The sequence below is a fragment of the Clostridium sp. genome (genome assembly GCF_034179595.1).
Taxonomy (GTDB): Bacteria; Bacillota; Clostridia; order Clostridiales; family Clostridiaceae; genus Clostridium.
Window position 1 is genome coordinate 31740 of sequence record NZ_JAXFPT010000074.1, and the last position, 23217, is coordinate 54956.

The 23217-nt window shown below is 25.7% G+C and carries 22 protein-coding genes and 1 riboswitch; of the genes, 20 read left to right on the forward strand and 2 right to left on the reverse strand.

Going from position 1 to position 23217, the window contains the following annotated elements; all coding sequences use genetic code 11:
• Nucleotides 1–24: 24 nt before the first annotated feature.
• A riboswitch (TPP riboswitch) is annotated at nt 25–136 on the forward strand.
• A gap of 81 nt (nt 137–217) precedes the next feature.
• The 6 genes from thiD (at nt 218) to SPJ33_RS09305 (ending at nt 7523) form a co-directional block, all read left to right on the forward strand.
• Nucleotides 218–898, forward strand: coding sequence for a bifunctional hydroxymethylpyrimidine kinase/phosphomethylpyrimidine kinase (thiD, locus tag SPJ33_RS09280; RefSeq protein ID WP_321117682.1), 681 nt, complete (start codon nt 218–220; stop codon nt 896–898).
• 27 nt (nt 899–925) lie between these two features.
• On the forward strand, nt 926–1750 hold the full coding sequence (thiM, locus tag SPJ33_RS09285) for a hydroxyethylthiazole kinase (protein ID WP_321117683.1): 825 nt from the start codon (nt 926–928) through the stop codon (nt 1748–1750).
• The gene (thiE, locus tag SPJ33_RS09290) at nt 1737–2354 is read left to right on the forward strand and encodes a thiamine phosphate synthase (RefSeq protein WP_321117684.1); all 618 of its coding nucleotides are present in this window, start codon (nt 1737–1739) and stop codon (nt 2352–2354) included. The genes thiM and thiE overlap by 14 nt, the downstream gene beginning before the upstream one ends.
• A gap of 166 nt (nt 2355–2520) precedes the next feature.
• Nucleotides 2521–4887: an ATP-binding protein gene (locus tag SPJ33_RS09295; RefSeq protein ID WP_321117685.1), complete on the forward strand. Its 2367-nt coding sequence runs from the start codon at nt 2521–2523 to the stop codon at nt 4885–4887.
• A gap of 213 nt (nt 4888–5100) precedes the next feature.
• Nucleotides 5101–6978, forward strand: a complete 1878-nt coding sequence (locus SPJ33_RS09300; protein ID WP_321117686.1) for an FUSC family protein — start codon at nt 5101–5103, stop codon at nt 6976–6978.
• Between the two features lie 32 nt (nt 6979–7010).
• Nucleotides 7011–7523, forward strand: coding sequence for a hypothetical protein (locus SPJ33_RS09305; protein ID WP_321117687.1), 513 nt, complete (start codon nt 7011–7013; stop codon nt 7521–7523).
• 27 nt (nt 7524–7550) lie between these two features.
• Here the strand turns inward: SPJ33_RS09305 and SPJ33_RS09310 are convergent, their stop codons facing one another.
• Nucleotides 7551–8006, reverse strand: a complete 456-nt coding sequence (locus SPJ33_RS09310) for a hypothetical protein (RefSeq protein ID WP_321117688.1) — start codon at nt 8004–8006, stop codon at nt 7551–7553.
• Between the two features lie 191 nt (nt 8007–8197).
• Between SPJ33_RS09310 and SPJ33_RS09315 the strand changes: the two genes are divergently transcribed.
• The 7 genes from SPJ33_RS09315 (at nt 8198) to SPJ33_RS09345 (ending at nt 16304) form a co-directional block, all read left to right on the forward strand.
• Complete coding sequence (locus tag SPJ33_RS09315) at nt 8198–8512, forward strand: metalloregulator ArsR/SmtB family transcription factor (protein ID WP_321117689.1); 315 nt, start codon at nt 8198–8200, stop codon at nt 8510–8512.
• Nucleotides 8513–8528: 16 nt separating this feature from the next.
• The gene (locus SPJ33_RS09320) at nt 8529–8948 is read left to right on the forward strand and encodes an arsenate reductase ArsC (protein WP_321117690.1); all 420 of its coding nucleotides are present in this window, start codon (nt 8529–8531) and stop codon (nt 8946–8948) included.
• 41 nt (nt 8949–8989) lie between these two features.
• The gene (locus SPJ33_RS09325; protein WP_321117691.1) at nt 8990–10309 is read left to right on the forward strand and encodes an MATE family efflux transporter; all 1320 of its coding nucleotides are present in this window, start codon (nt 8990–8992) and stop codon (nt 10307–10309) included.
• A gap of 63 nt (nt 10310–10372) precedes the next feature.
• The gene (gene recQ, locus SPJ33_RS09330) at nt 10373–12136 is read left to right on the forward strand and encodes a DNA helicase RecQ (protein WP_321117692.1); all 1764 of its coding nucleotides are present in this window, start codon (nt 10373–10375) and stop codon (nt 12134–12136) included.
• A gap of 34 nt (nt 12137–12170) precedes the next feature.
• Nucleotides 12171–12830 carry a hypothetical protein gene (locus SPJ33_RS09335; protein WP_321117693.1) on the forward strand — a complete coding sequence of 220 codons (660 nt, stop codon included), beginning with the start codon at nt 12171–12173 and terminating at the stop codon, nt 12828–12830.
• 106 nt (nt 12831–12936) lie between these two features.
• On the forward strand, nt 12937–15711 hold the full coding sequence (locus tag SPJ33_RS09340) for a YfhO family protein (protein WP_321117694.1): 2775 nt from the start codon (nt 12937–12939) through the stop codon (nt 15709–15711).
• 68 nt (nt 15712–15779) lie between these two features.
• Entirely contained in the window at nt 15780–16304 is a 525-nt protein-coding gene (locus SPJ33_RS09345) for a hypothetical protein (protein WP_321117695.1), read from the forward strand.
• Nucleotides 16305–16332: 28 nt separating this feature from the next.
• Here SPJ33_RS09345 and SPJ33_RS09350 read toward each other — a convergent pair whose 3' ends face one another.
• Nucleotides 16333–16941 carry a methyltransferase gene (locus SPJ33_RS09350; RefSeq protein ID WP_321117696.1) on the reverse strand — a complete coding sequence of 203 codons (609 nt, stop codon included), beginning with the start codon at nt 16939–16941 and terminating at the stop codon, nt 16333–16335.
• Between the two features lie 155 nt (nt 16942–17096).
• On the opposite strand from SPJ33_RS09350, the gene SPJ33_RS09355 reads away from it, so the two are divergent.
• The 7 genes from SPJ33_RS09355 to SPJ33_RS09385 all read left to right on the forward strand — a co-directional run bounded on the left by SPJ33_RS09355 (nt 17097) and on the right by SPJ33_RS09385 (nt 23216).
• Complete coding sequence (locus SPJ33_RS09355) at nt 17097–17222, forward strand: CPC_1213 family protein (RefSeq protein WP_321117697.1); 126 nt, start codon at nt 17097–17099, stop codon at nt 17220–17222.
• A 165-nt stretch (nt 17223–17387) separates the two neighbouring features.
• Entirely contained in the window at nt 17388–19310 is a 1923-nt protein-coding gene (locus SPJ33_RS09360; RefSeq protein ID WP_321117698.1) for a PrkA family serine protein kinase, read from the forward strand.
• A gap of 10 nt (nt 19311–19320) precedes the next feature.
• On the forward strand, nt 19321–20508 hold the full coding sequence (gene yhbH, locus SPJ33_RS09365; RefSeq protein WP_321117699.1) for a sporulation protein YhbH: 1188 nt from the start codon (nt 19321–19323) through the stop codon (nt 20506–20508).
• A gap of 6 nt (nt 20509–20514) precedes the next feature.
• Nucleotides 20515–21900 carry a SpoVR family protein gene (locus SPJ33_RS09370; RefSeq protein ID WP_321117700.1) on the forward strand — a complete coding sequence of 462 codons (1386 nt, stop codon included), beginning with the start codon at nt 20515–20517 and terminating at the stop codon, nt 21898–21900.
• A gap of 46 nt (nt 21901–21946) precedes the next feature.
• A complete protein-coding gene (locus SPJ33_RS09375; RefSeq protein ID WP_321117701.1) occupies nt 21947–22483 on the forward strand; it encodes a rubrerythrin family protein in 537 nt (178 codons plus the stop codon).
• Between the two features lie 14 nt (nt 22484–22497).
• On the forward strand, nt 22498–22749 hold the full coding sequence (locus SPJ33_RS09380) for a hypothetical protein (RefSeq protein WP_321117702.1): 252 nt from the start codon (nt 22498–22500) through the stop codon (nt 22747–22749).
• A gap of 68 nt (nt 22750–22817) precedes the next feature.
• Nucleotides 22818–23216, forward strand: coding sequence for a hypothetical protein (locus SPJ33_RS09385; RefSeq protein ID WP_321117703.1), 399 nt, complete (start codon nt 22818–22820; stop codon nt 23214–23216).
• Nucleotide 23217: the final 1 nt, after the last annotated feature.

Genomic DNA, 23217 nt, shown 5'->3' on the forward strand with positions numbered 1-23217 from the left:
ATAAAATTTAATTAAGAAAATAAAATATAAGGCTAGGGGAGCTATAAGTTTTTAGCTGAGAATGAAATTTTAATTTCTAAACCCTTATTACCTGATATGGTTAGTACCATCGTAGGGACAGCAGTATTTATGTATTTTAATATTGATAAATAGAGTACAACCTTATGAGGTCGTACTCTTTTTTTATTTTATATTATAAATTGAAAGTATGATATATATGTATAAAGCATTATCAATTGCAGGATCAGATTGTTCAGGGGGTGCTGGAATACAGGCTGATTTAAAAGCTTTTTCAGCAAATGGTGTATTTGGAATGAGTGTAATTACAGCAATTACAGCTCAAAATACTCAAGGAGTTTTTGGTATTCAAGATATTAGTGAAGATATTCCTAAAATTGTACTTGATCCAGTCATGGTATCAAAAAGTGGATTTAAGCTTTTATCAGAAGATGCTAAGGAAACATTAATTAAAGAATTATTTCCTATAACAACTCTTATAACTCCAAATCTTCCAGAAGTAGAAGAAATATTAGGAGTAGAAATAAAAAATATAGATGATATGAAAGAAGCTGCGATTAATTTAAAGAAGCTTGGGCCTAAAGCAGTATTAGTAAAAGGTGGTCATCTAGAAGATGACGCAACAGATATTTTATATGATGGAGAAAAGTTTATTTATTTAAAACAAGAAAGAATAAATAGTAAAAACACACATGGTACAGGCTGTACATTATCATCAGCAATAGCTGCAAATATTGCAAAAGGTATGAATATAGAAGACGCTGTGAGAGAAGCAAAGAGATATGTAACAATTGCAATAGAACATGGAATAGAACTTGGAAAAGGAGTTGGTCCAACACATCATTTTTATGAATTATATAAGTTAGCTAATATGGAATAATATGGGGTTTAAAAGGGGGATATTATAATGGAAATAAGAGAAATTTTAAGAAGAGCTGACAGGGGAAGAGTCGATACTCCACTTATCGATGCAATAACAAATAATGTAACAGTAAATGATGTTGCTCAAACTATACTTTCTTATGGCGGTAAGCCAATGATGATTGATGATTTAAGAGAAATAAAAGAAGGCGTAGCCATATCAGATGGACTTTATATAAATATTGGTACAATGGGATATGAAAAAGGAGATAGCATGATACTTGGAGCAAATGTTGCAAGAGAAAATAATATTCCAGTTATATTAGATCCAGTTGGAGTTCATGTAACGAAACTTAGAAGAAAAATTGTAGAAGATATATTAAATATAGGTATTAAATTAATAAAGGGTAATTTAACAGAAATAAAAACCCTTATAGGTGTTAAAAGTAACTTTAAGGGGATAGATTCATTAGATACACAAGATTTTACACCAAGCTTAAGAAAAGCCTTAAGATCGTATTCAAAAAATAATAATTGCATAATAGTTATAACAGGAAAAGTGGATTATATAACAGATGGAAAAAGAGAGGTGCGAGTATATAATGGGGTGCAAGACCTTTCGCTAGTAACAGGGACAGGCTGTATGCTTGGAGGAATGCTAGCAGTAGAATGTGCTAAAGATTTAGGCGAAGATACTATTTTTGGAGTGGTAAAAGCAATACTTACAATGAATATTTCAAGTGAAATAGCTAAAGAAAACAATTTAGGTAATGGAATATTATCGTTTAAGTATAAAACTTTAGATAAAATATCTTGTATTACAGATGAAGAATTAATAGAAAGAGGTAAGATTTTTTATGAAGAGTTTTAAAGACAAAAAAATATATTTAGTAACAGATTATAGAATACCTTTTGATGAATTATTAAAGAAGGTTGAAGAGGCACTTAAAGCAGGGATAAAACTTGTTCAATATAGAGATAAAAATGTTTCGTCTAAATTAATGTGTGAGAGAGGTAAAAAGTTATTTGATTTATGTAAAAAATATAATTCTATATTTTTAGTAAATGATAGAGTTGATATTGCTATGGCAATAGATGCAGATGGAGTTCATATAGGACAAGATGATATGGATTGTAAATTAGCTAGAAAATTACTTGGAAGAGATAAGATAATAGGTGTATCTACTAAAACTTTAGAAGAGAGTAAAAAAGCTGTGGAAGATGGAGCAGATTATTTAGGATGTGGAGCTATATATAGTACAGATACAAAAGATACAAATATTTTAAGCATAAATTCACTTAAAGAAATAAAGAAAAATATAAGTATTCCTATATACGGAATAGGTGGAATAAATACAGAAAATATAACTAATGAATTAAAGGAATTATTAGATGGTGTAGCAGTTGTAACAGCTATATTAAATTCACATAATATAAATAAAACGATTAACGAATTTAAAATTATACTTTTTTAAGAGAAATAATAAAAAATATGAGTAATAAATAGCAGGATAAATAATTTACCCTGCTATTTATTACGTTTTAGTGAAAATTTGACTAAATTAACATTTTTTTTACAAAAAAGCTATAAAAATTTTAAAAATAGTGATATTATAGATTTACTAGGTATGGAGGTAAAAAATGTTATATTTAGCTAATAAAGAGAAAAACTTATTAAGAGAACAAAAGATCATAAAATTAATGTTAGCAATAATAATTAGTGGGTCATTAGTATTGCTTATGTTTGTTTTAAAGGATTTATTTTATGGGAGAAATAGATTTGAATTTGAATTTGAAAGTGTAATGCATGCATATGGATTGATGGGTGTAAATCTACTCCTTACAGTTATGGCATATATAAGTTCAGGAATATATTTTCTAAATAATAATGAAGATAGTTTTTTTATAATATCATTATATTATTTAAGCATGCTGATTAATGCTTTAGTAAATGCAAATGAAAATATTATGAATAATTATTTTATTCAAATATTAAGCCCTTTGCTTAGATTATTTATTATTAGTAGGGTAGTAAATAAAAAGAAAACTTTTTCTAAGGAAAATAAATTAATGGATATTATAATTGTTTCTATATTATCCATTATAACTTCAAAAATAGATGGAAATATAAGCAATTTAGTGATAACTGATAAGTATAGATATTTAGGTAAGATTTCATTTTTTATAATGATTATAATTATAATTTTATATCTTGTAGTTAATAAACTTTTAATTAAGAAAAGTATAAAAGAAATACAATCAGTGTATGTGTCTATAATAGCTAGTTTATATTTAATAATTATGAGATGCTTATATTTTTTAAGTTCTGCATGGAATCCTGAAACAAAAATTATCCAAAGAAATTTTTATTCTTTAATATATTTGACTATTATGGCTAATGTAGCAGTTGTATGCGGTGTATTTATAGAAATAATAAAAGAAATAAATGAAAATAAAAAATTACAAAAAGAATTAAATATATTTTATTATGTATCAGAATTTGATCATATAAATAACATATTAATTACTGATAGTGAATGGAATATAATTTATGCTAATAAAACATTAATAAATAATTACTGTAGCAAAGAAAATATAGAAGAACAATATAAAGAAATTGAAGATAATTTTTATAGATATGGAAAAATAAGTTGTGATGATGTTGATACTATACATAAAGAGGCTGAAAATAAGGGATATTGGAAGGGAAAATTTGTAAGTGAAAACCACGAAAGCGCTATATTATTAGATGTAAAAAGGATTACTTATGAAAATCAAACATATTTTTCTATATCTTTTAATGATATAACTACAGAACATAAGTTATCAAAAGAAATCGAAGAAAAAGAAGCACTTTTAACAACAATAAATGATAATATCCAAGAAGCATTAATTGGGATTTCTGATGATGATACTATAAAATATGTAAATAAATCTACATTAGATATGTTTAATTATAAAGAGGAAGAACTAATTGGAGAAAATTTAAATAAGATAATTAATTCATGCAAGGATATTGAGTTTAGTGATACAAATAGTAAATATACTTTTGTTGGAATTGATTCAATAGGAAATGAAATTGAGCTTTTATCAGTATGTAATGATATAAATGAAGAAAATGATGCAAATTTAAAAAAGATAATAATTTCAAAAGATTTGACTGAAGAGAAAAAATATGAAAAATTGAATTTTGAATATAATAAAATAAAAGCTTATGAAAATGCTAAGAATGAATTTTTTGCAAATTTATCACATGAATTAAGGACTCCAATAAATGTAATAAGTTCAACATTACAATTACTTAATAAATCAAAAAAAAGTAATATATATAAGTTTATCAATTTTTATGATAAATATGAAAATGCATTAGGAACAAATTGTTATAGAATGCTTAGACTTGTTAATAATCTTATTGATATAACTAAAATTGATGTAGGAGCAATTGAGCCAAGGTTTGTAAATACAAATATAGTTGAACTTATTGAAAATATTTCTTTATCCATAATTCCATATGCAAAAGAAAAAAATATAAATATGATCTTCGATACAGATATTGAGGAATTAATCATAAGATGCGATATGGAAAAGATTGAAAAGATAATTTTAAATCTACTATCAAATTCTATAAAATTTTCTGAAAGAGATAAAACTATCCTAGTTAATATAACTTCAAATAAAGAGTGGGTTAAAGTAACTGTACAAGATGAAGGAAGAGGAATTCCAGAATCAATGAAAGATTTTATATTTGATAGGTTTGTACAAGTAGATAAATCATTAAATAGAAAAACTGAAGGTAGTGGAATTGGGCTTAGCATTGTTAAAGCTTTAGTTGATATGCATGAGGGTAATATATCAGTAAGTAGTGAAATAAATAAGGGAAGTACATTTGATGTATATTTACCAAATAAAATGTTAGAGGGCAAGGGCATAACAAGTTTTGATGAATTTAATATAGACACTAAAAAAATAGAATTAGAATTATCGGATATATATGAATTATATAGTTAATTTCAACATTTTAAAGAGCTAGTTTTTTATTAACCTAGCTCTTTTTATATAAATTTTATATTAATATTTATTGCTTTATATTAATAAATAGAGATTCTTTTAATAATATTAACTTTATAATAAATAAAATATATATTAATTGAAAAATGTATTTTTTACTAGTAGAATGACCTATTATAAGGAATATAATGTGATAGAAAGGTTAGAAGAATTATGAGTAAAAAATTAATTATATCACAAACGATTTTATTTATATTTATTATGGCTTTTGTTTTAATATTTAAAGGTATATTTGGAGCTGAAAATACGCTTATAGGTGTTGCAACAATAACAGCTATGCTTATGCTTTTGCAAAAAGATTTAACTTTATCACCAGTTAAAAATACTATTTTATTAGTTTTGTTAAATTTATTAATAGGGGCAGGTGCTACAATTGCAGATAAAAATATGTGGGTAGCTATCCCAATTAATTTAATTATAACTTTTATTTTAACATATACATTATCTTATAATTTAGCAAAACCAGTATATTTACCATTTTCACTTGAATATTTATTTTTATTAACTAATCCAGTAAGTAATGATAAATTAGGTATGAGATTTTTAGCATTAATTGTTGGTGCTATTATGATTATGGTTATTCAATTAGTAGTTAATAGAAATAATGTTTTAAAAAGAGGAAACAAGCTGTTAGTAAAAGCTTGTGATGATATGATAGAAAAGCTAAAAAAGCAATCTTTAGGTACAAAGGATGCAAATCTAAACTCAAGTATAGAAGGTAGTTTAAGCTCTTTTAGACAGGTTATATATAACAAAAGAGAACAACAATTTTATTTAACAGAAGAAAGTAGAATAAAATTAAATATAGCAGTTGCTTTAGAAAAGATGTCTGCTTTATTAGATGAATTAGATTATAAAAATGACAAAGATACAATATTAGCAATAGAAAAATCATTAGAAAAAATCAAAGGTTATTTAAATGATGAAAGTACTATAGATGAAAAAGAAATTAATGCTATAAAGAATTATGATGGAAGAGATATAAAAGACATAACTGCATTAAAGGTATTAAATAATATGTCATTTATATACGATGCATTATATGAAATTAAGAAATTAGATAAAAATAATTATAACTTAGTAAATAAAATACATGATATTCCTGAAGGATTTAAATTAAGACATAGGATAACTGCTAATTATAATGCAAGGTCAGCTAAGTTTTCATATGCAGTACGTTTTTCAATAGGTATGGCATTAAGTTTATTTATAATGGATTATTTGCATATAGTAGAAGCTAGATGGATTGCATTTACTATACAAGCATTAGTAACACCAGTTTATGAAATGTCAAAAACAAAGACAAAAGATAGATTATTTGCTACAGTTTGTGGTGTAATAATAGTAGAAATTCTTTTCCATATATTTAAAGATGTTACTTCAAGATCTTTAATACTTATGCTAAGTGGATACATAAGTGGTTATATAAAACAATATAGATATAATTTAATATGTATAACTATATCCGCTATGGGTTCAGCAGCGCTTTTAACTAATACAAATACAATAGCATTATATAGAATAGTATTTGTTGTCATAGGTACTATACTTGCAATTTTAATAAACAAGTTTATATTACCATATGATATGAAAAAGGATAATAAAATGCTAAAACTTATGTATTATAATGTGGTAAAAGAAATGCTTAATAAGTTAAAACATGCATATAATGGTAAAGAAGAACAAGAAATGAGTAATTTATTTATTGTTACATCTTTTATATCAGAAAGATTAAAGGCAAATAATATAGATAAAGAAGATAGTAATTCAGAAATTATTGCTAATGAAAGAAATTTAATATGCAGTATTTATGAGCTATATATGAAGCTTAAAAATTATGATGGCGATATAAAATTACTTGATTCAGTTTTTGAAAGATTAATAAAAGAAGAACATAAATCTGAAGAAATATATGAAAAGAATTTAGAAAAATATATTAATGGTTCAAATAGTTTAGATGAAAAATTAGTATTAAGTAATATGATTGAAGTTTATGATAATGTAAATAAGATGAAAAATTTAACAGCATAAAATATTTAAAGCAATTATAAAGGAGCTTTTTAGTGAAAAAAACTATTTTAAGTGTATTGTTATTAATTATACTTTTTATAGTTCCTTTTCTACCATATAAAAAGGAATGTAATTCAACAGATTTTGATAAAAGCAAAGTAAATCTAATTATACAATATAGTGATGGATCTGATACACCAAATATTATAAAAGGTGCAGCTTATGTAAAATCATATGCAAGTATAAATGGCATAAGGCAAATAGATTATTCAAAGATTAATCTTATAGGCAATCTTCCTTATAATGAAATATCTACATTTAACTTAGGAGAAAATAAATATGTTGATTTTTTAGTTAAGGGAGAGTTTATTGAAGATGAAATAAATGAAAATGACACATTGATTTTAAAGGTAAGTGAATGGCATCCTATTGGAGATAATATTAAGCTAATGAATACAGTATTTTGGCATAAGTATAACTTTAGCTTATGGATTACATATGTTTTTATAGTAAATTTTATCTTTTTATTGCATGAATTAAATAAAATACATTTAAGAAAAGCGTAGTAAATTTAATTTACTACGCTTTTTATGTTAAATTAGATTTTGAAGCTTTAAACTAATATTGAAAGGTTTATTTTTGTTAGTTTGATAAACAGTTAATACATTGTTTTCTAATGAAAGTGCAATCATATTATCATTTTCTCTTTTATAAAAATATCTAGAATTCTCGCTATCCTTTTTTATAACTTCCATTATATCAACAGGAATAGAATCTTTTGTATCATTTTTAAAGCACCAATTTAATGATAACTTTACCTTTTCTAAATCAGAATCATTATCATAAGTAAGTTTATATAAAGAATTTTCATTGTTATTTTCTTCTAGAGTTTCAATCTTTGATTTTTCTGACGGGGTAGGTAGATTTATTCCCCATTCTTTATTTATACTCTCAGTTAGATTTGGTGCAATTATAGGACGTGCAAATTTAAGTCCAAACAATGCAACGAAAATCAAAATTCCATTTATAATAGTAGTTTTTTTATTCATAAATACCTCCTTAAATACCAATATATGTAAAATTATAACATAAAAGTAAATAAAAATGTTCATTATTTAGAATAAATTTTATATAAAAGTAGAAGTTTTTGTTTATATTATAGAAATATGATTATTATTGACAATATATAAAAGTTTATCATAGTATATATAGATAAATATCTATATAAGGAGGTGAAGAAATGAAAAATGATTATAATGATAATGCTAAAATTTTCAAGGCATTAGGTGATCCAAATAGACTTAAAATTTTAGATATACTATCTTGTGGAGAAAAATGTGCTTGTGATATATTAGAAAATTTTAATTTTACTCAACCAACATTATCACATCATATGAAAGTTTTAATCGAGTGTGAACTTGTAATTGCAAGAAAAGAAGGTATTTGGAATTATTATAGTTTAAATTATGAAAATACAAAAAGATTAGCAGAATTTTTAATTAACATAACATCAGATAAAGATGATTGTATTTGTAAAAAGAAAAAAGATAAGTAATATAGGGGGAATTTTTATGAAATTAAAAGTTGCATTTATATGTGTGCATAATTCATGTAGATCTCAAATGGCAGAGGCTTTAGGAAATTTATATGGTAAAGATGTATTTTTAAGTTATTCTGCAGGAACTGAAACTAAACCTAATATAAATCAAGATGCAGTTTCTGTAATTAAAAAGTTATATAATATTGATATGAATAAAACTCAGTATTCAAAGCTATTAAGTGATATTCCAGAAGTTGATATAGTTATTAAAATGGGATGCAATGTTGTATGTCCATATTTACCTGCAAAGCATATTGAGGATTGGGGAATAGATGATCCTACTGGAAAGAGTGAAGAAGAATTTATAAAAACTGCAAAATTAATAGAAGAGAAAGTTTTAAATTTAGTAGATAGAATTAAAAATAATAAGATAGATTTTAATTTAAATTAATCTTAAATACATGAAGTATTTTTTGTGAGGAAAATAGAAAGATGAAAAATGTAGATTTAACTAAAGGAAATGTCACAAAAGTCTTAATAGCATTAACGTTACCTGTAATGGGAAGTTCATTTTTGCAATTTGCTTATAATTTAATTGATATGTTTTGGGTTGGAGGCTTAGGAAGTGATGCTGTTGCAAGCGTTGGATCAGCAAGTTTTTATACTGGGCTTGGATACTCTATAAATTCATTAGTTGTAATTGGAACAGGTATAAAGGTTTCTCATGTGATAGGTGAGATGGATAGTGAAGGAATTAAGAAATATATAAATGCAGGAATATTTATAAATTTATTAATTGGAATTGTTTATATACTTGCAAATTTACTTTTCGGGAAAGTGTTTATAAATTTTTTAGGAATTAATAATAGTTATGTTGAAAGAGAAGCATATTTATATTTATTAATTAGTGCTCCTATGATGTTTTTTGCATTCTTTAATTCAGTATATACAAGAGTGTTTGGAAGTTTTGGAAATAATAAAAGTGCATTAAAGATAAATAGTATAGGCATAATTTTAAATATAATATTAGATCCTCTATTTATTTATGTAATGAAGTTAGGGGTACTTGGTGTAGGGATTGCTACTTTGATTTCAAATATTATAGTATTTTTACTTTTTAGATTAAATTCTAATGGGTTATTTAATTTTGATTTTAAAGTTGGAGTAGATAAAAAGTATAGCTTAGAAATAGTGAGGCTTGGTTTTCCTATGGCATTTCAAAGAGTGTTATTTACTCTTGTAAATATTATTATTGCTAAGATAATAGCTATTTTTGGATCAGATGCAATAGCTGCTCAAAAAATAGGGGTTCAGATTGAATCTATAACTTATATGGCTATTGGGGGATTAAATTCAGCTGTTGCAAGTTTTGTTGGACAAAATTTTGGAGCAAAGAAATATGATAGGATAAATCAAGGATATAAGTCTGCATTAAAATTAGGTATGATTTATGCATTTTTAATAAGTATTATATTTATATTATTTCCAAGTTATTTAGTTAAGATTTTTATAAGCTCTGAAAAGACAATATTAATAGCAAGTAGATATCTTCAAATAATAGGATTTGTTCAAATTTTTTCTGCTATAGAAATGATTTCAAATGGCTTATTTTCAGGGATAGGTATGCCAAAGATACCTTCAACTATAAGTATAATTTTTACAGTTTTTAGAATTCCCATGGCATTAGTTTTTATAAAATATATAGGGGTAAATGGCATATGGCTTAGCATTGCCTTATCTAGTATGTTAAAGGGAATTATAGCTTATTTAGTATATAGAATAAAATATTTGGAGACATTTAAACTTAGTTAATAAATTTTAAGATTTACGTGGAATAATGTATAATTAACTTAGGTTAAAAAGAGAGGGATGAATATGAATAATACTCAAAAAGCATATCATGCTCTTAAAAAGTTTTATGGATATGAAAGTTTTAGAGTAGGGCAATTAGATATAATAAATACAATTTTAAATAAAAGAGATGTTTTTTGTCTTATGCCAACAGGTGGAGGAAAATCTATATGTTATCAAATTCCAGCAATTCTTTTTGAGGGCATTACATTAGTTATTTCCCCCCTTATCTCTCTTATGAAAGATCAAGTTGATGCTTTAAGAGAAAGTGGTATATCTGGGGTTTACATAAATAGTAGTTTAAAAAATGATGAAATAAAAGAGATATTAAAAGATGCATCACTTGGAATGTATAAACTTATATATATAGCACCTGAAAGACTAGAATCTAATTATTTTAGAAATATGATTTTAGATTTAAATATATCTCATATAGCAATAGATGAAGCACATTGTGTATCTGAATGGGGCCATGATTTTAGAAAAAGTTATAGATATATAAAGCCTTTTTATGAAAAGTTAAAAAATAGACCAGTTATTTCAGCTTTTACAGCTACTGCAACAGAAGAAGTTAGAAAAGATTCTATTGATTTGTTAGGACTTAAAAATCCGTATATGTATTTAGGAGATATAAATAGGCCAAATTTAAAAATAGAGGTTTTAAAAGAAATAGATAAAGAAGAAGAACTTAAAACTATAATAAAATCTCATGAAGATGAATCTGGAATAGTTTATTGTGCATCAAGAAAAGAAGTTGAAATTATTTATGATAGATTAAATTATTTAGGATATAGTGTACTTAAATATCATGCAGGGATGAAAGATGAAGATAAGGATAAATCGCAAGAGGATTTTCTTTTTGAAAAAAAGAATGTAATGATAGCAACTAATGCTTTTGGAATGGGAATAGATAAGTCTAATATAAGATTTATAGTTCATGTTACTATTCCTAAAAACTTAGAAACTTACTATCAAGAAATTGGTAGAGGTGGGCGAGATGGAGAAAGCTGTGATTGTTATCTTTTTTATTTAAGGGATGATATTAGAAGAGTTGAGTTTTTAATAAATAAAAGTAGTGGAATAAATAGAAGAGAGATAGCACTTCGTAAGCTTCAAGCTATGGTTGATTATGCAGAAACACATGATTGTTATAGAGAATTTATATTAAAATATTTCAATAATAAATATAAAATGAGTTTTTGCAATAATTGTACTAATTGTTTAAATAGAGATGATATTAGAGACTTTACAAGAGAGGCACAAATAATTTTATCAACTGTATTTAGGACTAGAGAAAAATTTGGTATATCAGTTTTAGTTGATATATTAAGAGGAATAAAAGGACCAAAGATTATTCAATACAATTTAGATAAAATTACAACTTTTTCTCTTATGAAAGAATTTAGTTCTAAGTTTATAAAGGATTTAATAAAAGGTTTAATAGATTTAGGATATGTTAATTTAAAGCCAGGAACATATTCAATGCTTGTATTGAATAATAGATCTATTAAAGTTTTAAAGTCAGAAGAAAAAGTTTTTATGAACCCTATAAAGAGTGAAGATGAAATAATAAATAAAGAATTATATAATGCGTTAAAATCATGGAGAAGAATTAAAGCTGTTAAAGAAAATATTAGACCATATATAATTTTCTCAGATTCTACACTTATAGATATATCAAATAAAAAACCTAAAGTTCAAGAAGATCTTATGAATATAAGAGGTATGGGTGAGAAAAAATTCGAAAAATATGGAGAAGAATTATTAAAACTAATAAATTCATTTTAAAAAAGAAAGTTATTTAAAAAGGAGTAGTAGAGATATGTCAATAATAGCAACAGTATTTATACCAGAAGGAATTGCAATGGCTGCAGATAGTAGATTAACAGGATTAACAGTACATCCTGATGGAACTAGAGACAGACGTATTTTAAGTGATAATTCTCAAAAATTATTTCTAATAAAAAATAATACGATCGGAATATCTTGCTGTGGTGATGCTGCAATAGGAGGAAAATCTGTAGGAGATTTTATAAGAAGCTTTGAAATAGATGAAATTAAAGAAGAAGATAATATTAAAGATGTGGTTTATAAGTTAGTAAAATATACTCAAGAAAAGCATGGTAATGGAGTTACTTATCATGTTTGTGGATATTATAATGATGAGCAATATGTTTATAATATTAATAATAAGGAAGTTATAAGACCTAATTTAAATAATGACAAGATAGCTTCTGGTGCATCATGGAATGGAGAAACAGATGCATTAGTTAATTTGATGGCATCAAGTAAAAGTATGAAAGTTGATTGGAAATTTATGCAATTAAAAGATGGGATGGATTTTGCAGAATTTATGATTGATTTAACTATAAAAACACAGAGATTTAATACTGGAATTGCAACTTGTGGAGGTCCTATAGACCTTTTAGTTATAACTAAGGATTACGCAAAATTTATAAAACATAAAATTCTACATCCGTAAAATTTTAAAAATCATTTAAAATTTTAAATAATTTATTAATGTTTGTTATTTAATTCAATAATCTTGATATTATTAAATAATAGATTTAAATAAAGGAGGATTATTTTTGAATAACTTAAAATCAACCAAAAAGTCACCAATAGTTATTTACACAATAACTTTTGCTATAATATTTTGTTTATATTATCTTATATTCATAAAAGCTGGCAAAACATTATTATGGAATAGTGATGGTATTAATCAGCATTTTTCTATTTTATATAATTTTAATGAAGTAGTTAGAAATTTTATTAAGCATCCTTTAAGGGGGATTCCGGAGTGGTCATGGAATATAGCTTATGGTAATGATATCATAGGAACGTATTCTTATTATATTTTAGGAGATCCATTTGCATATTTATCATTATTATTTCCAATGAAAAAATTACAACTTGCATTTACTTTATTAATAGTACTTAGATTATATTGTGTTGGATTAGCTTTCATTTTCTATAGTAGAAAAATGAAATTTTCAAGTGAAGCAAGTATATTAGGAGCTATTTCATATGCTTTTTCAGGATTTGTAATGATGACAGCAATAAGACATCCATATTTTATAAATCCATTAATAATATTACCGCTTGTATTTATTTGTATTGAATACATATTAGAAAATAAAAGAAAATATTTATTCTCAATTATTGTTGCAATAACAATGATTTCTAATTTTTATTTTTCGTATATGATTGCAATAATAGCAATTATTTATGCATTATTAAGATTTATTGAATTAAAAGATATACGTAAAATAAAATTTAAGAAATATTTTTTAGATTTATTTGTTTATTTATTTATAGGTATTTTAATGTCTTGTATTGTGTTGCTTCCAACTTTATATGCGATATTTACATCATCTAGAATTGTATCTGATCCACATAAAACATTATTAATATATCCAATTGGATATTATTTAAGTTTATTATATTCATGTGTATCAAGTGGAAGTTATCCTTTCTGGACAATAATTACATGTCCAATACTTACATATATGTTGCTTCCTTTATTTATTAGGCTTAGAAAGAGATATAAGACATATTTTTATATGTTAATTATTTTTACTATAATGATTTTAATACCACTTGTTGGGCTAGGAATGAATGGTTTTGGTTCTGTATCAAATAGATGGACATTTGCATTTATGTTCCTTGCAAGCATCATAATAGCTGTAGGATTTGATAACTTAAAAGAAATAAATAAAAAGGATATAATTATTAGTTTAATTATAATTATGGTTTTTGTAGTTCTTGGAGTTTTAAATTCAATATTTAGTATTTTTTCAAATAATGTATATCCTAATGTCATATTAGGAATTATTACACTTATATTTATTTTTAATTATATGAGGAAATCAAATAAAGAAAGATTAAAAAATAAAAATATTTTTACATGTTTATTAGTACTACTTTCTTTAAGTATAATAGTTAATAATTTTTATAGATATGATGATAAAGGAAACGGTTATGTTGAAGAATTTTTCGATAAAAATAAAGCCTTATCATATTATACTGATTCATTTGGAGGAGTACAAAATTATATTAAAGATAATGATAAAAGCTTCTATAGAATTGCAAAAGCTGATAATATATCCCGTAGCAAGACTAGAAATAATTCATTTGTATTAAATTACAACGGAATAGATTCATATCTTTCAATAACTAATGGATATATGGCTAAATTTTCTAAAGATTTAAATAATAGAGCATTTACTCCAAACAGTCCAATTATTAATTTTGATAATAGACCTATAGTTAGCAGTATAATGGGGGTTAAATACTATATAAGTAAAGATAATAAAGATCCAAGATTTGATCCATCAGTAAAGAAAATATACAGTAATGGAAAATTTGCAGTATATGAAAATAAAAATGTATTACCATTTGGCTTTGTTTATTCAAAGGTTATGAATGAAGATACTTATAATAATTTAGATGGTCTTCAAAGAGAAGAAGCATTATTATATTGTGCAAATGTTGATTCAAAAGATGTAAAAGGTAATGTAGAAAGTATACCTTCAAATTTAAAAGAAATATCTTTTGATACTAAAAATAGTACAGCAAAAATTGAAGGTAATAAGATTATAGTTTCAAAACCAAATGAGAAAGTTGTTTTAAATATTAAGGAAAATGAAACTCAAAAGGGAAATTTATTTGTAAATATAAATGATTTACAATTTACACAATTGCAAAATGGATTAAGAACGCAAAAAGAAGTGGAAGATTATAATAATGGCAAAGATAAGCGTAAATTCTTAATAAGAAAGCTTAAAAATACAAGTGCAGGAGATTACTTTAATATAACTGTATCTTATAAGAATATAGATAAAAACTTTGAAAATCCAGATACATTAGATGCCTCAGGATATTTTAAAATGAGTGATTTATTCTATAATTTAGGATATTACAAAAATATAAAAAGTGGAGATTCTATAACTTTAACTTTTGATAAAGCTGGAGAATATGATTATAAATCATTAAAGGTTTTAAATTTACCTATTGAAGAATACAATGATGAAATTAAAAAGCTTAGTGAAAATAGTTTTAATATAGAAAGTATTTCAGATAAAAAAGTAGTAGGTAATATAGATTCAAAAGTAGACGGAATACTTACATTCCAAATACCATATTCTAGAGGTTGGAATGTAAAAATAGATGGAAAAGAAGTAAAGACACTTAGAGTAAATGAAGCTTTCTTAGGAGTTAATATAAAATCTGGTAAGCATAGTGTAGAGTTAACATATAAAACACCTTTCTTAAGAACTGGAGTAATATTTACTGTTATTGGAGTGATTTTACTTATATTTATAAGCTTATATAAAAGAAAAAATTCAGAAAAAAATATGTAACTAACTTATTATAAAAAACCTATATTAAAAATATAATATTATTATATTGAAAAATGGAAGTGATGTTTATGAGTATTAGTTATAGAGAGATAATTAATAATTTTAATGAAACAAAAGATATAAAATCACTTATAGATTCAAATGATAATAGAAAAAATATAATAGGTAATGTTATAAACAAGATATTTAATATATTAAAAAGAGAAGAAAAGGTAATTTTACTTGTTCCAATAACAAATGAAAAAAATAATTCACGTTTTAGTGATGGAAGTTATGGATGGTATGTAGCATCTAAGAAAGAAGCTATAGATTATTCACGTACATTTAAAGATACTATTGGAAATAGATTACTTGTGTTTACCAACAGAAGAGTTATATTTATGAATCTAATAAGGTTTATAGATACTTATGAATATAATAATTATAAATATTCAGATATTAATAACATAAAAATAAAATCCATATCTAATGATGATAGTGATTTTATAACTGTATACTTTTCTAAAAAAGATGAATCATACTTCATGGAAGATTTATACGTAGATGAAGGTAAAAAGGTAGAATGTATATTAAATAATTTTATAAGTGTATAGTTAAAAAGGCTCCCTATAGGGAGCCTTTTTATATATAAGTAAGTCTGTATATTAAAAATCTTTCTCTATTATCGTTTTTAAAATTTTCAAGTCTAATTTCTTTAAATAACATAAAAAATGTATAGTTTTCTAAGAAAAATATATAATCATCAGAAGGATAATAAAGTATTAAGTCTACTATTCTTTTGCTTTCTTCTACAGAGATCAAAATATTTTCTAGTACCTTCATAAATATTTGGATTGAAAATGGGTTAAAGAAATAAAATATATTATCATTAGGCTTTATTTTATAATCCTCTGCAAGAGAACAATAAAAATTAATATTATCTGGATTTTTTTTATGTTTAGCTAGATAATTAGTCTTATTGTTAAGGGCTTCTTTATAAAAGTAATGATTCATTTCTATTCCAGTAACAGTTAAATCAAAAAAATGATTTATATAGAAGTTAAGTCTTCCTTTACCACATCCAAAGTCTACAATAGAGTCATTAGAATTTAGCTTATATTCTTTAAAAAACTTGTCTAAAGATGAATATTCAGTTGGTTCATATCTATTGTAATGAATAGAAGTTTCATCTAAGTCTTGTTTTCCACTTGTCTTTATATTAAGAAGAGTTTCAAAGTATTGTTCATTCATTAAATTACCTCTTTAGTTTTAATTATTTTAATAACAAAATCATAATAGTAGTTAACATATAAGTCAAATTGATTATAAAAATAGAAATTAAGGAAAAGTATATTAAGAATAATATATTTAAAAGATATACAAACTATTATTGAGGTGATATTTTTATGGGAAGCAAAAAAAATAATAGAAAAAAGCACATAGATCATGATCCACAAACAGAAAGTACAAAAGCAGTTTTTGGTGACCCAAAAGCTAAGGGAGATGAATTTGTTCCTCGTACATTTAAATAAATCTCAAAATTTAAGATTTAATATAAGGGTTTTGGAATAAGGTATTTAGAGGAGATTAACTAAATAATCATCAAAAAGAATTAGAAAAAATTTTTTCTAATTCTTTTTTTTTGTCATAGAGAAGGTTGTAAAGTGAATATATTTTAAACAAAGGGAGGGGAGTTTATGAATTTTAAAGAATTTATTGAAAGTGATAGAGAAAGTAGAGGCAAAGAAAAATTTAATGGTACTTTTTTAGATTATTTAGAAATAATCAAACAAAATCCAGATGTTACAAAATTAGCTCATAAAAGACTTTATGACACTATCATGAAAGATGGCGTTGAAGTATTAAAAGCTGAAGATAATCCAAGAGTTAAAAAAATATATGGAAATGACGCTATAAGACAATATGGATTTTTTAAGGATAATTTCTTTGGTATCGATAAAGTATTGATGAAATTAATGAACTATTTCCATTCAGCAGCTATGCAAGGTGAAGAAGCAAGACAAGTGCTTTATCTTGTTGGACCAGTTGGTGCTGGTAAATCATCACTTGTTGAATCATTGAAGAAAGCATTAGAAGGTAGTGAATCTATTTATAGTATCAAGGGATGTCCAATGCATGAAGAACCACTTCATTTAATTCCAAAACATTTAAGACCAGAATTTGAACATCTTTTAGGAGTTAAAATAGAAGGTGATCTTTGCCCAGTATGTAAGTATAGATTATTACATGAATACGATGGTAAATATGAAGAAATGCCTATAGAGAAAAAAGGTTTCTCAATCAGATCAAGAAAAGGAATTGGGGTTGTACCACCAGTTGATCCAAATAACCAAGATACATCAATTCTTACTGGATCAATTGATATTTCTAAAATGGATATGTACCCAGAAGATGACCCAAGAATATTCTCATTAAATGGAGCATTTAATGTTGGTAATAGAGGTATGGTTGAATTTATAGAAGTATTTAAAAATGATGTTGAATATCTTCATACAATTATTACTGCTACACAAGAAAAATCAGTTCCATCACCTGGTAAAGGTTCAATGATTTATTTTGATGGTGTAATTGTTGCTCACTCAAATGAAGCAGAATGGAACAAGTTTAAAGCTGACCATACTAATGAAGCTATTTTAGATAGAATTGTTAAGATTGAAGTTCCTTATTGCTTAGAATTAGATGAAGAAGTAAAGATTTATGAAAAGATATTAAAGAAGAGTAATTTCAATGCTCATATTGCACCTCATACTATAGAAATAGCTGCAATGTTTGCTATCTTATCAAGACTTACTCCATCAAATAAAGTAGATCCAATGACTAAGCTTAAGATTTATAATGGAGAAGAAATCGTTGAAAAAGGATCAACTAAGAGAATTGATATAAGTGAACTTAGAGAAGAAGCTGGTTCATATGAAGGTATGAAGGGTATTTCTACAAGATTTATAGTTAAGGCTATTGATAATGCCCTTTCAAATTCAGAATTTAACTGTATAAATCCACTTAGCATTATGGAAAGCATAATTAAATCTGTTAAGGAATTAGATATCGGTTCAGATGATAAGAAGAGATATCTAGGATTTATCCAAGACACAATAAGAAAAGAATATAATAAGATTTTAGAAAAAGAAATTACAAAATCATTTATACACTCATTCAGAGAACAAGCTGAAAGTTTATTTAATAATTATATTGATAACGCAGAAGCATTTGTAAATAAGAGTAAAATAAAAGATAGCTCAACTGGAGAAGAATTAAATCCAGATGAAGAATTCATGAGAAGTATAGAAGAACAAATCGGAGTTTCAGAATCATCAGCTAAAGGATTTAGAGCAGATGTTACATCTTATATGTTCTATCTAGTTAGAAATGGTGGAGTTATAGATTATACATCTTATGAACCTATAAAAGAAGCTATAGAAAAGAAACTTATGGCATCAGTTAAGGATCTTTCAAGAATCATTACAAAATCAAGAGTTAGAGATAAAGAGCAAACTGAAAAATATAATGCTATGGTAGAAGAAATGCAAAATAATGGTTATTGTCTACACTGCTGTGATGTAATCTTAAAATATGCTGCTAATAATCTATGGAAGGATTAATTAAAAGATTATGGCAATCTTTAGAGATAATACAATAAATCCAGTAGATCATGATAGATCTATTGAAGACAGAAGAAGACATAGGCAGTTAGTTGAAAAATCCATTAAAGAAAATTTAGGTGATATTTTATCAGAAGAAAGCATTATAGGACAAGGAAAAAATAAAAAGTTTAAAATTCCTATAAGGGGAATTAAAGAATATCAGTTTGTTTATGGTAGAAACTCTAAAGGAGTTGCAACAGGAACTGGAGAAGAAAAGCGTGGAGATAAAATAGGAAGTGGAAAACCAGGGCAAGGTAAAGGGCAAGGAAATAAAGGTGCAGGTAATTCAGAAGGTGATGATATCTATGATACAGAAATAACATTAGACGAATTACTTGACTATATTGCAGAAGATCTAGATTTACCAAACTTAGATAAGAAAAAGTATTCTGAAATAATATCAGAAAGTGCAGGTAGAAGAGACGGATATCAAAAGTATGGTATAAGACCTAGACTTGCTAAAAAGAAGACTGTAATGACTAAAATTGCAAGAAAACAAGGAAAAAAACGTGCATTAATTGAAGCCGGAGCATCAGAAGAAGATGCTAAAATTGCAAGGTTCCCATTTAGAGAAGATGACTTAAGATTTTATAGGGTTAAACAAAAACCAAAAAGAGAAAGTAACGCAGTTATGGTCTTTATAATGGACGTTTCAGGATCAATGGATAGTACAAAGAAATATCTTGCAAGATCATTCTTCTTTGTATTATCTAGATTCTTAAGAAGAAAATATGATAACTTAGCTTTTGAATTTATATCTCATACAACAGTTGCAAAAAGAGTAAATGAATATGAATTCTTCCATAAGGCAGAATCAGGAGGAACTTATATATCAAGTGGAATAAATCTTGCTTTAGATTTAATAAAAGAAAAGTATCCAAAAGATATGTGGAATATATATCCTGTATATGCAAGTGATGGAGATAACTGGACTGAGGATAATGAAAAAGCAATGAAAGCAGTAAAAGATTTATGCAAAACTAGTAATATGTTTGGATATGCGGAATTACTTCCATCAACATATTCAACAACAATGTATTATAGGTTCAAAAAAGAGATTAATGAAAAGAATTTTGTACCTGTAATTGTTAAAGAGAAAAAGGATCTATGGGAAGCATTAAAGCTTATGCTTAGCAAGGAGATGAAGGAGGAGTAGATTGTTTTGGAATATAATTTAAAAGATTTAGAAGTCTGGAATGACAAAATAGAAGAAAAAGCCAAAGCTCTAGGATTAGATTACTATCCTCAAGAATTTGAGATAATAGGTTTTAATGAAATGATAGGATATGAAGCGTATGTAGGAATGCCATCAAAATATCCTCACTGGAGTTATGGAAAAGCTTATGAAAAAAATAAAACTCTATACTCATTAAATCTAACAGGATTACCATATGAAATGGTAATAAACTGTAATCCTTGCTTAGCATATCTTATGAAAGATAATACTTTACTGCTTCAAATTTTAACAATGGCTCACGTTTATGGACATAATGATTTCTTTAAAAATAATAGATTATTTAAAGAAGCAACAAATGCAAATAGAGTTCTTGAAATGTTTAAATTAGATTCAGAGATAATAAGGGGATATATAAACAATCCTACTATAGGATATAGCAAGGTTGAAAAGATATTAGATGCAGCTCATGCTATAAGATATAGTATAGGCAGAAGCATTGGAGTTAAAGAACTTGATGATGAAGAAATAAGAGAAAGAAGAATACAGGATTATAAAAATAAGATATCAAATAGAGAATTTTTAGATAAAGATCAGAAAATAGAGCCACCAGAGGTTGATAAAATTCCTTTAGAGCCTAGAGATGACGTGGTTGGATTTATTATAAAATATGGAAATTTAGAAGAGTGGGAAAAAAATATTTTAAGAATAGTTAAAAGAGAAACTGAATATTTTATGCCTCAAATAGAAACTAAGACTATGAATGAAGGTTGGGCATGTTTCTGTCATTATAATATTTTAAAGAGTCTTGGTCTTTCAGAAGAACTTTATCTTGAATTCTTAAAAAGACATAATGATGTAGTTGCTCCTATACCTGGAGGGCTAAATCCATATTATATAGGATTTAAGATATTTATGGATTTAGACAAAAGATATGGTAGAGAAAAGGTATTTGAAGTTAGAGCATTAGAAAGAGATACATCATTTATAAGAAGATATCTAACTAAAGAACTTTGTGAGGAGCTTAATTTATTCCAATATGGAAAGAGAAGCTTTGATTTTGTAGTTGAAGAAGTATCTGATGATAGGGGATGGGAAAGCATTAGAGATAATCTAGCAGCTACATTAGGGGTAGGAGGAATACCTCATATAAGAGTTATAGATTTAAATAAGAAAGATTATACTTTAACTTTAGAACATGTATTTGATGGAAGAGAGCTAGAATTATCTTATGCAAAAGAAACATTAAGATATCTAGGAAGCCTTTGGGGTTATAAAGTTAAGTTAAATACTAAAGATAGAAATGGTGAAAATTTTACTTTATTATGCGATAATGGTAAGGTTGCTATATTAGAAGGTAACAAAATAAATTAGAAAAGAATAGATTAAATATATAACAAGTATTATCTAGGAGTATAAGTTGAAGTTAAAGGGAAGTAAAACAGAAAAAAATCTTTACAAAACTTTTGCTGGTGAATCCAGAGCAAGAAGTAAATACAGTCTTTATGCAGAAAAAGCAAGGGAAGAGGGCTACAGATGGGTTGGAGAAATATTTGATGAAACAGCATCAAATGAATATGCTCATTCAAGAGAAGTCTTTAAAAGGTATCTTTGCAAAGTAGACAGTACCGAAGAAAATTTGGCAAATTCCGCTTACTTTGAAAATGAAGAAAGTGAAAGTATTTATAAAGGATTCGAAAGGGTTGCTATGGAGGAAGGCTTTGAAGAAATAGCAAAATTCTATAAAGAATTACAAGAAGTTGAAGAGTCTCATAAAAAGAGATTTCTAGCTCTTTGTGAAAAAATAAGAAACGATAGCATGTTTAAATCAGATACGGAAAGCTATTGGCAATGTATGAATTGTGGATATATTCATGAAGGAAAAGAAGCACCTATTGTATGTCCATTATGTAAGTATGATAGATCTTACTTTAAGCCATACTGTAAAGTCAAATAGTTAAGGAGGCAAGCATGTTACATTATGTGTATCCAGATGGAGATTTCTTCTTTAATGTTAATGAAAGAGCAAATCTTGAATTTGATAGATTTATAGAATTGGATAATTGTTATAGAAATAAAAAAGAAAAATCTAAAGAGTCATGTGGTAGCAATAAAAAGTATAGTTGTGAAAAGTCTATAAATTCTAATAAGGAATTTCATTTAGATAATGAAAAATGGTCTGAATTAGATGAGGAATACTCAAAAGACATGACTTGTAAATAAAAAAGTAACTGGTGCTTTTTAAAGTACCAGTTACTTTTTTAAATAATTTATTTTGAGAGGAATTTTATATGTATGAAAAAATAATGATATCTCACTTTGAAGATCTTACAAGATTATCAAGTTTATTAAGCTCATATGTTAATTCTTATAGACTTTTAGTAGCTGGAGCTTCTGAACTTAATACAATATATGGACGTAAATCTAAAGAGGTAGAAAGAGCTATAGCTAGAGCTGATAATATTGGAACTGATATAGATGAAATACTTAAAATGATGGATAAATATCAAGATAGTTACTTAAAATATATAAAACTTAAAAATGACATAGTTATTGCAAATTATAAAAGTGGAAAGATAAAAGAAGAAGTTAAAGGAACAATACAAACTGAAATAGATAATGAACTTAAATTTTTCAATCAATCACCACCTAAAAGAGATGAAGGGGATGAAAAAAATAACCTAGATTAAA